Origin of the sequence: Arenibacter sp. 6A1, assembly GCF_012272855.1 — a bacterium.
GTDB lineage: Bacteria > Bacteroidota > Bacteroidia > Flavobacteriales > Flavobacteriaceae > Arenibacter.
The window spans coordinates 111,121-126,339 of the sequence record NZ_JAAXCQ010000012.1; the positions used below are offsets into that span (position 1 = coordinate 111,121).

12 protein-coding genes are annotated in these 15,219 nt (G+C 39.2%); 3 read left to right on the plus strand and 9 right to left on the minus strand.

The window, feature by feature from the left end:
- Window positions 1-156: 156 nt before the first annotated feature.
- From HCG49_RS12475 to HCG49_RS12505, 7 genes are all read right to left on the minus strand, one after another.
- On the minus strand, window positions 157-612 hold the full coding sequence (locus HCG49_RS12475) for a tRNA (cytidine(34)-2'-O)-methyltransferase (RefSeq protein ID WP_168469866.1): 456 nt from the start codon (window positions 610-612) through the stop codon (window positions 157-159).
- A 161-nt stretch (window positions 613-773) separates the two neighbouring features.
- Window positions 774-1,637: an RNA polymerase sigma factor RpoD/SigA gene (locus HCG49_RS12480; RefSeq protein ID WP_072764542.1), complete on the minus strand. Its 864-nt coding sequence runs from the start codon at window positions 1,635-1,637 to the stop codon at window positions 774-776.
- A 452-nt stretch (window positions 1,638-2,089) separates the two neighbouring features.
- Entirely contained in the window at window positions 2,090-4,309 is a 2,220-nt protein-coding gene (locus HCG49_RS12485) for a polyribonucleotide nucleotidyltransferase (protein ID WP_168469867.1), read from the minus strand.
- 228 nt (window positions 4,310-4,537) lie between these two features.
- Window positions 4,538-4,807 (minus strand): 30S ribosomal protein S15, encoded by a 270-nt coding sequence (rpsO, locus tag HCG49_RS12490; protein ID WP_168469868.1) that lies wholly within the window; start codon window positions 4,805-4,807, stop codon window positions 4,538-4,540.
- A 108-nt stretch (window positions 4,808-4,915) separates the two neighbouring features.
- Window positions 4,916-5,776 (minus strand): acetyl-CoA carboxylase, carboxyltransferase subunit beta, encoded by an 861-nt coding sequence (gene accD / locus HCG49_RS12495; protein ID WP_072764539.1) that lies wholly within the window; start codon window positions 5,774-5,776, stop codon window positions 4,916-4,918.
- 24 nt (window positions 5,777-5,800) lie between these two features.
- On the minus strand, window positions 5,801-6,868 hold the full coding sequence (fbaA, locus tag HCG49_RS12500) for a class II fructose-bisphosphate aldolase (protein WP_168469869.1): 1,068 nt from the start codon (window positions 6,866-6,868) through the stop codon (window positions 5,801-5,803).
- 57 nt (window positions 6,869-6,925) lie between these two features.
- Window positions 6,926-9,514, minus strand: a complete 2,589-nt coding sequence (locus tag HCG49_RS12505; protein WP_240938693.1) for a BamA/TamA family outer membrane protein — start codon at window positions 9,512-9,514, stop codon at window positions 6,926-6,928.
- A 24-nt stretch (window positions 9,515-9,538) separates the two neighbouring features.
- Between HCG49_RS12505 and HCG49_RS12510 the strand changes: the two genes are divergently transcribed.
- Window positions 9,539-10,261: a TrmH family RNA methyltransferase gene (locus HCG49_RS12510; RefSeq protein ID WP_168469870.1), complete on the plus strand. Its 723-nt coding sequence runs from the start codon at window positions 9,539-9,541 to the stop codon at window positions 10,259-10,261.
- A 6-nt stretch (window positions 10,262-10,267) separates the two neighbouring features.
- On the opposite strand, the gene HCG49_RS12515 is transcribed toward HCG49_RS12510, so the two are convergent.
- Window positions 10,268-10,969: a porin family protein gene (locus tag HCG49_RS12515; protein WP_168469871.1), complete on the minus strand. Its 702-nt coding sequence runs from the start codon at window positions 10,967-10,969 to the stop codon at window positions 10,268-10,270.
- A gap of 3 nt (window positions 10,970-10,972) precedes the next feature.
- Entirely contained in the window at window positions 10,973-11,701 is a 729-nt protein-coding gene (gene ubiE / locus HCG49_RS12520; RefSeq protein WP_168469872.1) for a bifunctional demethylmenaquinone methyltransferase/2-methoxy-6-polyprenyl-1,4-benzoquinol methylase UbiE, read from the minus strand.
- Window positions 11,702-12,093: 392 nt separating this feature from the next.
- On the opposite strand from ubiE, the gene trkA reads away from it, so the two are divergent.
- Together trkA and HCG49_RS12530 are read left to right on the plus strand one after the other, a co-directional pair.
- Window positions 12,094-13,443, plus strand: a complete 1,350-nt coding sequence (gene trkA / locus HCG49_RS12525; RefSeq protein WP_072764533.1) for a Trk system potassium transporter TrkA — start codon at window positions 12,094-12,096, stop codon at window positions 13,441-13,443.
- Between the two features lie 4 nt (window positions 13,444-13,447).
- Window positions 13,448-14,938 carry a TrkH family potassium uptake protein gene (locus HCG49_RS12530; RefSeq protein ID WP_168469873.1) on the plus strand — a complete coding sequence of 497 codons (1,491 nt, stop codon included), beginning with the start codon at window positions 13,448-13,450 and terminating at the stop codon, window positions 14,936-14,938.
- The last annotated feature ends 281 nt before the right edge of the window (window positions 14,939-15,219 follow it).

Here is a 15,219-nt window from a genome sequence, read left to right on the forward strand (position 1 = left end):
AAGGTTTTATTTTTTTAAGCGGCACAAATATAGTAAAATACTATGCCTTTCCTTAAAACTTCTTGAGGAGTGGGGATTGGGTCCAATTCCAGGATGTTTTTTTAATTAAAAGCTTAGAGATTGGTATTGTATCGCTGGGTTTCCAATAGTAAATCTTTATGGCCGAAGGTTTCTTAATCCTTCATACATAACAACACTCACCGCATTGGCCAAATTTAAGCTGCGTATATGTGGACTGTATAAGGGTATTTTATACAATTTGTCTTGGTTGTTATCGGTGATTTCTTTGGATAGGCCTTTAGATTCCTTACCAAAAATAAAAAACATGTCTTCCTTATAGTCTATAGACCAATGGTCTTTATCTCCATGACTAGAGAAGAATGCCATTTCCTTGTCTTTATGGGCGGCAAAAAACTCCTCGGCACTTTCATAGGTAAAAAGTGAAATATGTTGCCAATAATCGAGGCCGGCACGTTTTACTCGTTTGTCGTCCAATTCAAAGCCAAAGGGTTTTACCAGGTGTAAGTTTGCTCCGGTGGCTAAACTTAAGCGACCGATGTTTCCGGTATTCATCGGAATTTCGGGTTCAATAAGAACAATGTTGTAGGGCATTAATGAGGGGTTTAAAAAAAAACTCCGGTAATCAGCCGGAGTTTATTCATCAATCAAAAAACGAACAGTCATGATAACTGTTGTTACGGTTCACAATGTATAATTTTAGCACCAACTTTCCAAATGGAATTTTGTTGCAGGAATTGTATACATGTATGGATTTATCCTAAATAAGTTTTTAGTATTTTACTTCTAGAAGTATGTTTCAATCTTCTGATGGCTTTTTCCTTAATTTGACGAACTCTTTCTCTTGTAAGATCAAAAGTTTCTCCAATTTCTTCCAAGGTCATAGAATGCTGTCCTGCCAATCCGAAATATAAACGGATAACATCGGCTTCTCTTGGGGTTAAGGTTTCTAAAGCTCTTTCTATTTCTGTTCTTAGAGACTCATGTAATAATTCCCTATCTGGGTTTGGCGATTCTCCACTACGCAATACATCGTACAGGTTAGAATCTTCTCCGTCGATCAAAGGGGCATCCATGGATACGTGACGACCAGAGTTTTTTAGGGATTGCTTTACGTCTTCAACAGTCATATCCAATTCCTTGGCAATTTCTTCTGCTGAAGGCTGTCTTTCGTGTGCTTGCTCCAAGAAGGCGAAGGTCTTGTTGATCTTGTTGATAGATCCAATCTTATTTAAAGGAAGTCTAACAATACGGGATTGTTCTGCCAAAGCTTGAAGTATCGATTGACGAATCCACCATACGGCATAAGAGATAAATTTAAATCCACGAGTTTCGTCAAAACGCTGGGCAGCCTTAATAAGTCCAAGGTTTCCTTCGTTAATTAAATCGGGTAGGGTTAAACCTTGGTTTTGGTATTGCTTTGCTACGGAAACCACAAATCGCAAGTTGGCTTTTGTCAATTTTTCAAGAGCGACTTGGTCTCCGGCCTTGATCCGTTGTGCCAATTCAACCTCTTCATCCGCAGTAATAAGATCTACCTTTCCAATTTCTTGCAAATATTTATCTAACGAAGCGGTTTCTCTATTGGTAACCTGTTTTGTAATTTTTAGCTGTCTCATCGAAGTTTTTCCTTTCTAAATTAAGTGCAGTAAGCATGGGCTGCATTAGGTTATACGTTCGAAGAGAACAAAATGTTACAATTTAATTAATTTTTTTTAATAAATAAGGAAAAAAAGTCAAAAAAAGCTGGTTTTAACACCTTTGGAACTTTGTTAGCCGTATGGTATAGAAGGATTTAGTGATTTAGACCCTCCTGGTTGGAATTTTTAAAATTGCCTTAAAGATGGCTTATGTGCAGGCTCTAATGGAATATGATCCGGGAAAAAAGATACCGCGTTAGGGATCGCAGCGGCATCCCCGCAGCGGCGCAAGGGATATAGCGGAGAGCCCGCCCGACGAAGGAGGGAACGCCCAAAGTAGTATGCCGATTATAAATTTAAAAGTAAGGGGAAACAAAAAAAGCCTATCCATTGGAATGAATAGGCTTTATGGTAATTAAAAGACCGAAAGATTAGTCTCTTGGTTTTCTGTCGTCTCTGCGGTTGTCGCGGCCACGATTATCTCTTCCGCCACTTTTATTGTCCCTTGGAGGTCTTTCGACAAATCCTTCAGGTTTTGGAAGTAACGCTTTACGAGATACTTTTTCTTTTTTAGTTCTTGGATCAAGACCAAAATATTTCACGTCAAAAACATCCCCCATCTTTACGACATCGGATACATTTTCGGTACGTTCCCAAGCTAGTTCGGATACGTGAAGCAATACTTCGTTTCCTGGAGCGTCGGTATATTCTACTACCGCACCAAAATCGAGCATTTTAATTACTTTCACTTCGTAAGCACTACCTAATTCTGGCTTAAACATTAAAGAATCTATTTTGGCCAATACCATATCGATTCCGTCCTGATTAGTACCTAAAATTTCAACAATACCTTCTTCTGTAGTAGGATCTTCATTGATAACGATGGTAGTATCGGTAGCTTTTTGTAATTCTTGGATCACTTTTCCACCAGGTCCGATCAAAGCCCCGATAAATTGTCCAGGAATAGTTCTAGTAACCATTTTAGGAGCGTGTGCTTTTACATCTTGGTTAGGAGTAGCTATAGTCTCGGTGATTTTCTCCAAGATATGTAAACGTCCGGCTCTTGCTTGTTTTAAAGCGTTCACCAAAATTTCATAAGAAAGACCTTTTACTTTAATATCCATCTGACAGGCGGTAATACCATCTGCAGTTCCGGTTACTTTAAAGTCCATATCTCCCAAGTGATCTTCATCACCTAAGATATCCGATAATACGGCGTATTTACCGCTTTCGCTATCAGAGATTAATCCCATAGCAATACCAGAAACTGGTTTGATCATTTGAACACCGGCATCCATAAGGGCCATTGTACCACTACATACGGTAGCCATAGAAGAAGAACCGTTAGATTCTAATACTTCCGATACTACTCTTACGGTATAAGGACAATCTGCAGGGATCATTCCTTTTAGGGCGCGTTGTGCCAAGTTTCCGTGTCCTACCTCTCTACGGGAAGTACCTCTGATTGGTTTAGCTTCACCAGTGGAGAAAGGAGGGAAGTTGTAATGTAAATAGAACTTTTCTTCGCCTTCAAAAGACGGCATGTCTATTTTGTTGGCTTCTCTAGAAGTTCCAAGGGTTACCGTGGCCAAGGCCTGGGTTTCACCTCTTGTAAAGATTGCAGAACCGTGGGTAGAAGGCAAGTAGTTAACCTCGCACCAGATAGGACGAATCTCATCTGTTTTTCTACCGTCTAAACGCAATCCTTCGTTTAAGGTAAGGTCTCTAACGGCAGCTTTTTCTGCTTGGTAGTAGTACTTGGAAATCAAGTCACCATATTCAGCTATTTCCTCTTCAGAAAAAGAAGCTTTAATTTCTTCTTTTATTTCAGCAAAGGCAGTAGTTCTTTCTTTTTTAGACGATCCGGCTTTAGCAATAGCATACACTTTGTCATATGCCATATCGTGGATTCTCTTCGCGAAGGCTTCGTCTTCTCTTTCCGGAGTGTACTCACGTACCTCTTTTTTTCCGAAAGCTTCGGCCAAACGCAACTGGGCAGCACACTGAACTTTAATAGCTTCGTGAGCAAACTCAATGGCTTCTACCATTTCTTCTTCCGAAATTTCTTTCATCTCACCTTCTACCATCATTACAGAATCGGCAGAGGCTCCGATCATCATATCGATGTCAGATAACTCTAACTGTTCTCTAGTTGGGTTAAGGATAAATTTACCATCGATACGTCCTACGCGTACTTCAGAAATGGCACATTCAAATGGAAAGTCAGATAATTGAATGGCAGCAGAAGCAGCCAAACCGGCCATCGCTTCTGGCATTACATTGTCGTCATGAGACATTAACTGAATCATCACCTGAGTTTCTGCATGGTAATCTTTTGGGAAAAGTGGACGTAAAACACGGTCTACTAATCTCATAGTCAATACTTCACCGTCACTAGGTCTGGCTTCTCTTTTAAAGAACCCACCTGGGTAACGTCCGGCAGCGGCAAATTTTTCACGGTAATCTACCGTTAAGGGAAGGAAATCTACATCACTGGCCTTGTAGTTAGAAACAACGGTACACAATAACATACAGTCGCCTGATTGAACAACAACAGAACCATGGGCCTGCTTAGCCAATTTTCCGGTTTCGATAGAAATTTCCCTACCGTCGCCTAGGTCAATGACCTCTTTAAATACTTTTGGTATCATAAATACGAATTAAAACCTATCTCATTATAGGTTTGTTAAACAATGGTCTTTCGCCTTGTAGAAACGAAGTTGTTGTGTTGTAGTTGTGTGTTGTGGACCAATGAAAAACTATAAGTAAGCTTTTTGTTTTGCCTTAAGGAACCTTAAGGGCTTGACCATAATATTGAAAATCAGTATTATGGGTATTGTAAAAAAGGGGGAAAGTACAACTTTCCCCCTTTTTGTGAATTATTTTCTAATTCCTAATTCTTTAATTATAGCACGATATCTAATAATATCTTTCTTAATTAAATAATCTAGAAGAGATCTTCTTTTACCTACCAATTTTACTAGAGAACGCTCAGTGTTAAAATCTTTACGATTCTTTTTTAAGTGCTCTGTTAAGTGGTTGATTCTGTAAGTGAACAAAGCAATTTGTCCTTCGGCAGAACCTGTGTTTACTGCTTCACCACCATGCTTCTGAAAAATCTCAGCTTTTACTTCTTTAGTTAAATACATTCCAATATTGTTTTAATGATTTTTATGTACATGACCGAAATTCGGTCAAGGGCGCAAATATACGATTATTTTTTTATAGTCTGCCGATAAATGACAAACAGAAAATGATTAAGCCCTTACAGGCTTGTTTTCTATTAGATCTATATAAAGATTAATTTTCTTTTTAAGATCTCTACGGTGTACTATAAAATCTAAAAAACCGTGTTCTTGCAAAAACTCTGCTGTTTGAAAATCTTCTGGCAATTCTTTTCCAGTAGCTTCTTTCACTACTCTTGGTCCGGCAAAACCGATAAGAGCACCTGGTTCGGAAATATTAATATCTCCCAACATGGCATAAGAAGCAGTGGTTCCTCCAGTGGTAGGATCGGTACATAGCGAAATGTACGGCAAGCCAGCCTCTGCAAGTTGCGCCAATTTAGCCGATGTTTTGGCCAATTGCATCAAGGATAGGGCAGCTTCCATCATACGGGCACCCCCAGATTTTGAGATCATAACAAATGGAAGTTTGTTTTTGATCGCATAGTCTATTCCTCTAGCGATTTTTTCACCAACGACACTACCCATAGACCCGCCAATAAAGCTAAAGTCCATACAAGAGATGACGATTTCCTTGCCTAGTGATTTTCCAACACCGGTTCTTACAGCATCCTTTAATCCTGTTTTCTTCTCGGCCGCCTTTAATCGGTCAACATATTTTTTAGTATCCTCGAACTTTAAAGGGTCCTTGGATGTAAGCTTTGCATCTAGCTCTTTAAACTCATTATTGTCGAAAAGAATTTCAAAATATTCTTTACTGCCGATGCGAACATGGTAATCGTCCTCGGGGCTTACATAAAAGTTTTTGGCCAATTCATCGGCTTCTACAATTTTTCCCGTAGGGGATTTATACCAAAGGCCTTTAGGAGTGTCCTTTTTTTGATCTGTGGCAGTTTGTATACCTTTTTCCTTTCTTTTGAACCAAGATGACATAAATGTTGTATTAAGGTTTGCGGATTATAACGTATTTACGTTGTTAAGGTCTTCGAAGGCTTTCTTTAAACGCTCGATAAAAGTTTTTTCACCTTCTCTTAACCAAACACGTGGGTCGTAATACTTTTTGTTAGGCTCATCGGCACCATTTGGGTTGCCAATTTGTCCTTGTAAATAGTCTTTTTTATCTTGGATATAATCTCTGATCCCAGATAAGAAAGCATATTGTAGATCTGTATCGATATTCATTTTAATAACACCATAACCGATAGCTTCACGAATCTCTTCAATAGTTGATCCAGAACCTCCGTGGAATACAAAATCGATATGGTTTTCTTCAACCCCGTATTTTTTAGAAATAAACTCTTGAGAGTTCAATAAAATTTTCGGAGTCAATTTAACATTTCCAGGCTTGTAAACACCGTGTACATTACCAAAAGCAGCGGCAATTGTAAATTTAGGGCTTATTTTAGAAAGTTCCTCATACGCATAAGCAACTTCTTCTGGTTGGGTGTACAGTTTAGAATCGTCTACGTCGGTATTGTCTACACCGTCTTCTTCACCACCTGTGATTCCCAATTCAATTTCTAGTGTCATGCCCATCTTGCTCATTCTAGCAAGATATTCTTTACAGATGGCAATATTCTCCTCTAACGGCTCTTCCGATAAATCGATCATATGAGAGCTGAACAAAGGTTTTCCTGTTTCTGCAAAATGCTTTTCACTAGCTTCTAATAAACCATCGATCCAAGGCAATAATTTTTTTGCACAGTGGTCAGTATGTAAAATTACGCTAGCTCCATAAGCTTCTGCTAATTGGTGTACATGCTTGGCCCCAGCGATAGCTCCTTGGATGGCCGCTTGTTGTCCGTCGTTAGATAATCCTTTTCCAGCGTTAAATTGTGCTCCACCATTGGAGAACTGAATGATAACTGGTGCGTTTAAACTTGCAGCAGTTTCCAAAACTCCATTAATGGTATCAGAACCAATAACGTTTACAGCAGGAAGGGCAAATCCTTTTTCTTTTGCATATTTAAAAATTGCCTGTACTTCATCTCCGGTCGCAACCCCTGGTTTAATCTCGTGTGCCATAATCTTACTTTAGTGTAGTTAATTAAAAGATTGACAAAAGTAATAAAATAATTAGCTCTAAAAAGGATAATTTATCCCTATGTTGAAGACGGCGTTCGCTAAATTGTAATCTCTGAACCATCTTTTGCCCGCTTCTTCGGCAGGATTATAGGTCTTTAGCCCCATATCTAGCCTAAAAACAAAGTATGTAAAATCATACCTTAAACCTATGCCGGTCCCTAAAGCTATTTCGGCCAATGAGCTAAAATCGTTAAAAGTAGCAGCGCTGTCCTTAACGTTGTCCATGGCATTCCAAATGTTGCCGGCGTCGGCAAATAGCGCTCCTTTGATATTGCCAACAATAGGAAACCTATATTCTAGGTTAAGGGCTATTTTTAAGTTGGCCTCATTAAAGTCATTTAAATCCTTAGTAGCGCCAGGGCCAAGGGAATAGGGCAGCCAAGCGCGATTGTCGTTCGATCCTCCGGCAAAATAACTCCTTACAAAAGGAATGTTGTCCGAATTGCCGTAAGGGATGGCGATGCCAAAAAAGCTTCTAAAGGCAAATACATCCGAACCAGATATGGTGAAGTGCTTTATAAAGTCTAATTCTGTTTTTAAGTATTGGGAATATGGAACCTTAAATACCAAAGCCTTGTCTTCTTCGTTTTTGTTAAAGTCGATTAATTTTGACAATCCCGTTAGGAGACTTCCAGCGCTTTCTAATTTGAATCTAAACTGATAGAAATTGTTATCAGTGATACCTTTTTTACTGGTTTTGTTATAGGTGTAGTTGCTGGCAAAGATTAAATTATTTTCAGAAAGCCTTTTCCTTCTTTCCTCAATGCTACTTATTTCGGTGTAATCCTGGGAAGAAGAAGCAACTTCTCTGTTTAAAATAGCGTTGGTAAAACCTGTGGTGCCTTCCGGGATAATAAGGGTTGGATCAGTGTCCCCTTCGGGAGTTTCGAAATATTCGGCAAGGGCTGCATTGTCCTGGTAATTGTCCGCTATATTGTCTAATTTATTATAGGTATTTTGGTATACCATAAAAAACCTGTTGGGGTTTACATTGCGTACAAATTGAACATTTAATAATTCTATATTGTTTTTCTTGAAATCTGTTGGCGACCAATTGTATCCGAAGACGGCATTAAAAGTTTGCTTGTCCAAACCTATATTTTGTTGAAACATTGTACCCATAGACACTTTTGTCTGTGGTAACATATAGTTGGGGATAATCTTATTGGTGTTTACCAACGGAAACCAAATCCTTGGGATGTTTAAGTTAACATCGCCCCCAAATTCTAAAATGTTGAAAAAACGATTGTCCGTTATTTTTGGGTCTTTAGATGCTCCTAGGTTTATTCTTCCAGAAATACTGAGGTGTTCGGCTCCTTTAAATAAGTTTCTAGCCTGTAAGGAGGGACTAAAGCCTAGCCCTAAAAATTGAATGTTAGAGTGCGTAATATCTAGGTCTGTTCCCAACGAGTATTTGGGCCTTGGGGCAAGGTATATATTAGTGGTTAAATAGGGCTGAATGCTATCTTCCTTAAATTCTATATTGGGATATTTAAAGGCATTTAAATTGGTGATCTGTCTATAGGTTCTAATTCTGTCAATTTCCCTGTAAATACTATCCTTTTTTAAAAAGACGGCATCGGTGATGGCTTTTGGTTTGTATCGTAACTTGTCCTTATAATATATGGTAAAGTCGTTATAGGTGATAGATTGTAAGCTGTCCGTATCGGAATTAAAAAGATAATCGGTGTAGATATTAATATCTTTAAATCTATATACCCGATACTCTGTAGTGGTAATATTATTGTCGGTTCTTTTGCGTAGGTTTTCAATATTTAAGAGAATATCCAATTTCTGGTTGCCACTAACTTTTGTCGTGTCGCCAATTAAATCATAAGAAATAGAGCTTTCTTGAAAATTATGTACCCCGGTATTCCTAAATAAACTTGTCAGTCTTTCCCTTTCGCTATTAAAATTGTCCAAATCTATTTTTTGTCCTTTTTTAATAAAGGATTTCCTTTTCTCCGAATGGTAGATGGAATCCAATGCTTTGGAAGCGATTTTGTCAGATATGGAATCGATAAGGAACGGGGCGCCCAAGTCTAACTTATAAGTGATGCGGCCTCTCTGTTTGTTACTGTCTATAACAAAAGTGGTGTTGTTGTTAAAATACCCCTTGCTTTTATAATAGGCATTTAACCTTCGTAAGGATTTGTTGGTCTTCGCAGTGTCTATGACCACTGGGGCCTCGCCAATATTTTTTAACCAAACGCTGGCGCCTTTCACAAGAAAGGACTCTCCTAAGCGGTTTACCTGTTTTTCGGATAAAAAATTAATGAGGCGTTGTTCCCTTTTTTCTTTTTTGTGCAACCATGCCTGAAAAGAAGAATCTGGGTCTTTTTTGGCGAGGTTGTACAAGTTTAGGCGCAGGGGGTATCCTAGCACCCTGCTATTTGGTTTTTGAACAATTAAACTGTGGATATCCTCGTTGGTGATTTTTTTATCGTCGGCGTACAGGGTGTTTTTGGAAAGTAACAGTTCGTCCTTACCAACCCTTTTTAAAGCATTACAAGAGGTGATTGCAATTGCTAGGAATATTAAGCTTATTTTTGGGAAGTTTTTAATCATAGACAATCGGGTCCTCATAGGAGTCAAAAATACGTTATTTGAATGGTTGGTAAAAGCCAAATAAAATTTATAAAAAGCTTACAGCAAAAAAAATACCGCGCACTACATAAGTTGTTTGTGGTAGAAGGGGTAAAAACCGTAAAAGAACTATTAGCATCCAGCTTAAAAAACTACCAGGTTTATGTGAGCGACCCTTCTGTATTGCCACCAAATACGGGTGGAGTGACATTGGTTGCCGAGGGCGATCTGAAAAAAATGAGCAGTTTAACCACTCCTAATAAGGTGTTGGGGGTTTTTCATATGCCCGAAGAGAAAGAAATAGATTTTTCCAGTTGGGTAGTAGCATTGGACGACGTTAGAGACCCAGGAAATTTAGGAACCATCATCCGTCTTTGCGATTGGTTTGGGATTCCAACACTGCTTTGTTCTTCGGCAACGGTAGATTGCTATAATCCAAAAACGCTACAGGCCACCATGGGGTCTATTACCCGTGTGAATATCGTGTATGCTAATTTGCAAAGCATCCTTCAAGAGGTAAAGGTGCCTGTGTACGGAGCTTTTATGGAAGGAAAGGTAGTCTATGGCGAAAAAATGCCAGAGGCAGGGATTTTGATTATGGGGAACGAGGCCAATGGGGTGTCTGAAAGTATTGAAGCCATGGTTACCAAAAAAATTAGTATTCCCCAGTTTGGCGGTACTGCAACAGAAAGCCTTAATGTGGCTACAGCTACCGCAATTTTATTGAATGAAATTAGAAGGGGTTAAGTAGCTCTATTCAAAAGTAAAATTCACAAAAAGCCCTCTGGTTTTCATGGTATCTATATTTCCGGTCCATCTGCTATTGGGGTCGTTGTCGCGAATTAATTCGTCGTTGATGGCGAAAACGCCACGGATAGAGGGACTAAATTTAAAGTATTCCAAATAGAAATCGATGCCAAAGCCCATTTCGTAATAGTAGGTGTTCTTTTTCATGCGGAAGGTTCCGCTTGCATTGTCCTCTACGCTTTTTTCGTTACTGCCAAGGTTTAAAGAGGTCGATGCTCCCCCAATGATAAATGGTTTCCAGTTGCCCAATCTTTTGGTGCTTACTTTTAATAATAGGGGGAAATTGATATAAGTCGATTTTACCTCCCGAACAGCTTCTTCCTCTTCGCCTTCGAAATAACTACGGGACCCTAAATCGCGCTGGTTGTAATGCAGACCAGGTTCAAAACGTAGATCCATAAACTTGTTGAGTCGCAATTCTCCAATAAGCCCCACGTTGAAGCCCATAGATTTGCGAACCAAAATATCTTCTGTGTCCTCCTTGTAGTTGAACTTAAAATCGTATTGGTTAAAACCTAGGAAATAGCCCCAATTTAAAAGAGCCTCATCCTCATTTTGGAGGTTTAATACGGGCTTTTCATTAAACTGAGCCCTAAGGGCAGGGCCTAGGAACACAAAAACGGTAAAAAGGACAAGAATCTGTTTCATCTGTTATTTTGTAGCAACGTAAATAGTGGCAACACCCATGGTTTGAGGTTTGTTCTCTACCTTTATAAACCCTGTTTTTTGTAAAATATTGTTGAAGGCCTGTCCGTGTGGAAAAGCAGCGGCCGATTCTGAAAGATAGGAATAAGCACTACGATCTTTCGAAAATAAACGTCCAATGGTAGGTAAAATATATTTGGTGTATATTTTGTAGCCCTGTTTGTAAGGTGTTTTTGTTGGTACCGAAGTTTCTAATACCACAAAGGTGCCCGTGGGTTTAAGTACCCTATATATTTCTGATAACCCTACTTCAAGATTTTCGAAATTACGTACGCCAAAAGCTACCGTAACGGCATCGAAAGTGTTGTCTTGGAACGGTAATTTTTCACTGTCTCCGACGACCATTTTAATGGTCTTGTCTAGATTTTTATCAGCTATTTTTTTCTTTCCTACGGCCAACATGCCAGGAGAAATATCTAAGCCAATGATTTCTTTAGCACCTGTTTTAACCATGTTTATGGCAAGGTCACCCGTACCTGTAGCAATATCTAAGATGTTTTTCGGATTCGTTTTGCCAATGATAGCAACAACCCGTTTTCTCCATTTTATGTCAATACCAAAAGAAATAACCCTATTAAGTCCGTCGTAATCCCCGGAAATATTATCGAACATTTGTGTTACTTGCTCCTTTTTGCCAAGTTTAGAATCGCTGTATGGAGTGACTTTTTTGTTCATTTTTAAAATTTTTGGTAAAGATACTATTTACCGATAAAGTTACGGTGCAACTTTGGTTTAGATATTAAAGTAGAAGGAAAATTTATGTCCAACGGTTTATATACAGAGCTACTTGGATGAACTAGTTCCAAAGGATTTGATTCCATAGGGTTCTTAAAATAGCTATTATTTCTTTCAAATAGCCTTAAATAGGGAAGGAAAACCCTGTAAATCTTTGTCTTAAGGTAGGATGGGGGCGTTTCTCTCGGGGATAAACAGTGGCAACACAATAAAATTATGTAGTTTTGCCATGCTTTTCCTTCAAGTTTATTAATCGAGACAGTTAAATTAATTAATTTTATTTCCAGGTTAATAATGCAGGTTAATGTTATGAAAAACTTTTTACTCAATAGATGAAAATTATTATTGCGGGGGCTGGTGAAGTAGGATTTCATTTGGCAAAATTGCTCTCTTACGAATCCCAGGACATTACTTTAATAGACAGCAATAAAGACAGCTTGTCTTATGCCGATAGCCATTTGGATATACGGGTGCTCAGAGGAGATGCTACTTCTATTGCAGTGCTAAAAGATGCCCAAGTAGGAAAATCGGATTTAGTTATTGCGGTAACCTCTTCGGAGACTACTAACCTTACCTTGTGTATGTTGGCAAAGCAATTAGGTAGTAAAAGAACCATTGCTAGGATTTCGAACGCAGAATTTATTCATAATAAGGAAGATCTAAAATTTTCCGACCTAGGAATAGATGAATTAATTTCTCCAGAAGCCTTAGCGGCTACGGAGATACAACTATTATTAAATCAATCCGGATTTAATAATACCTACGAATTTGAAGATGGTGCCCTAATTATGGTTGGGGTGTGCATGCCAAAAACAGCACCCTTTGTAGGGAAAATGGTGAAAGATGCTGCCAAGATTTTTCCTGAACTGCACTTTATGCCCATAGCACTACAACGAAGCGGTACTCAATATACCACCGTGCCTCGAGGCGATACGGTTTTTAAGGAAAAGGACCAGGTATATTTTATTATCTCTAAGGAAGGTGTCGAAGAAATTCATAAGCTTACCGGTACAGAGCGTAAAGAAATAAAAAATGTAATGATACTAGGTGGGAGTCAGGTTGGGTTTAAAACCGCTCGTGATCTTTGTGTCAATAAGTTCAATGTGAAGCTAATCGAAAAGGACAAGGAAAAAGCTTTTGATCTTGCCGATATGCTTCCCAATGCCTTAATTATTAATGGCGATGGAAGAAATGTAGAATTGCTCGAAGAAGAGAATTTAGAGGCTATGGATGCCTTTGTTGCCGTGACGGGTAATTCGGAAACCAATATCATGTCCTGTTTGGTCGCTAAATCCAAGAATGTTAAAAAAACGATAGCCCTAGTCGAAAACATGGATTATTTTCAGCTTTCGCATTCTATCGGAATAGATACCCTGCTCAATAAAAAACTGCTGGCGGCCAATAATATATTTAGGCATATTCGCAAGGGAGAAGTAGTGGCAGTGACCAGGTTGAATAATTTAAATGCCGAAATATTAGAATTTGTGGTAAAACCAACCTCTAGGGTCAACGGAAAATTGATACGGGAATTAGAGTTTCCTAGAGAGGCTACCATCGGCGGCGTTATACGTGATAATAAAGGGATTATTGCATTAGGGGGCTTTGAGATTCTGCAGGGAGACCGGGTAGTAGTCTGTTGTTTGCCTAGCGCGATTCAAAAAATAGAAAAGTTATTCCTCTAGGTTCATGCGTTTAAATTTAAAAATCATATTTCACCTCATGGGATTGCTGTTGCTTTGCAATGGCTTTTTTATGATTATGGCGGCCATTGTAAGCGGTATTTATGACGATGGCGTTACTTTGGATATATCCTTGGCAGGTATTATTACCATGCTAATTGGTACCGTTTCCATGTTTTATACCCGTACTCATAAGAAGGAAGTAAAACGTAGGGAAGGGTATATTATCGTTACTTTTGGGTGGCTTGTTATGTCTGCCTCCGGTATGTTGCCTTATCTTTTTTCTGGAGCTATACCAGGGGTTACCAATGCTTTTTTTGAAACTATGTCAGGGTATACCACTACGGGTGCTAGCATTGTCGATGATATTGAAGCGCTTCCCCAAGGAATTCTTTTTTGGAGAAGTCTCACCCATTGGATAGGGGGGATGGGGATTATAGTCCTTGCAATAGCTATTTTGCCTCTTTTAGGAATCGGTGGTATGCAGCTATTCGCAGCCGAAGCCCCTGGTCCAAGTGCCGATAAACTTCATCCTAGGATTACCGACACCGCAAAGAGACTGTGGCTGATTTATTTTGGCTATACCGTGGCAGAGACCCTGCTGTTAAAATTAGCAGGAATGTCCTTTTTTGACGCTATTAATCATTCCTTGGCAACCTTGTCTACAGGCGGATTTTCTACCAAGAATTTAAGTATGGCGTATTGGAACGACCAGCCTTTGATTCAGTATATAGTTATTTTATTTATGTTTTTGGCAGGGAGTAATTTTGTATTGAGTTATTATGCCTTTAAAGGGAAAATTCAAAAGGTTCTTTTTGATGAAGAGTTTAAAATGTATTCCATTTTTATAATCAGCTTTTCCTTAATCGCGGCCTTGGTAGTTTATCTAAAGGCCAATGTGCCCTTGTCTGATTTTCATCCAATGGTCTTTGGAGAGGCAGAAAGTGCTTTCAGGCATTCTTTGTTTCAGGTAGTTTCTGTAATTACCACCACAGGTTTTGTGACGGCCGATTTTACCTCATGGGCTCCTTTTCTTACCGTGCTTTTTTTCGGGCTAATGTTTCTAGGTGGTTCCGCCGGATCTACCTCAGGTGGAATCAAGGTAATGAGGCATTTGTTGATTATTAGGAATGGCCTGTTAGAGTTTAAACGTACCCTTCACAACAATGCCATTATTCCGGTAAGGTATAATAATAAGACCGTTGATGAGAATATCGTATATAACATCATCGCGTTTTTTGTGCTGTATATGTTACTGTTTATAATTGGTTCACTCGGCCTGGGGGCACTAGGACTCGATTTTACCAGTGCCATCGGAGGCGCAGCTTCTTCTTTAGGGAATGTAGGGCCTGCCTTGGGGAGCTTAAACCCGGTAAGCAATTATAACAGTCTTCCGGAATTGGGTAAATGGTGGTGTGGTTTTTTAATGCTGTTGGGAAGATTAGAGCTGTTTACCGTCCTCATATTATTTACACCATATTTCTGGAAAACTAACTAGTGACTGTGCTTCTATAAGCTACAGCTAGATTTTGTATCGTGGTTTCACTGGACTATTTTGACGTATATAGTTTGGTGGAGAAGGATTTCTCCTGTGTTAAATCAAAAATTTTTTAAGAATACTTATAAGGACAGCCCAGTGAAATCTTTCCTTAGATTTTAGCATGTTGTTATGGGCGTTCCCTCCTTTGTCGGGCGGGCCCTTGGCTGTATCCCTTGCTCCGCTGCGGGGATGCCGCCGCGGTCCCTAACGCAAAAAAACGATCGTATAGAAATTCATGG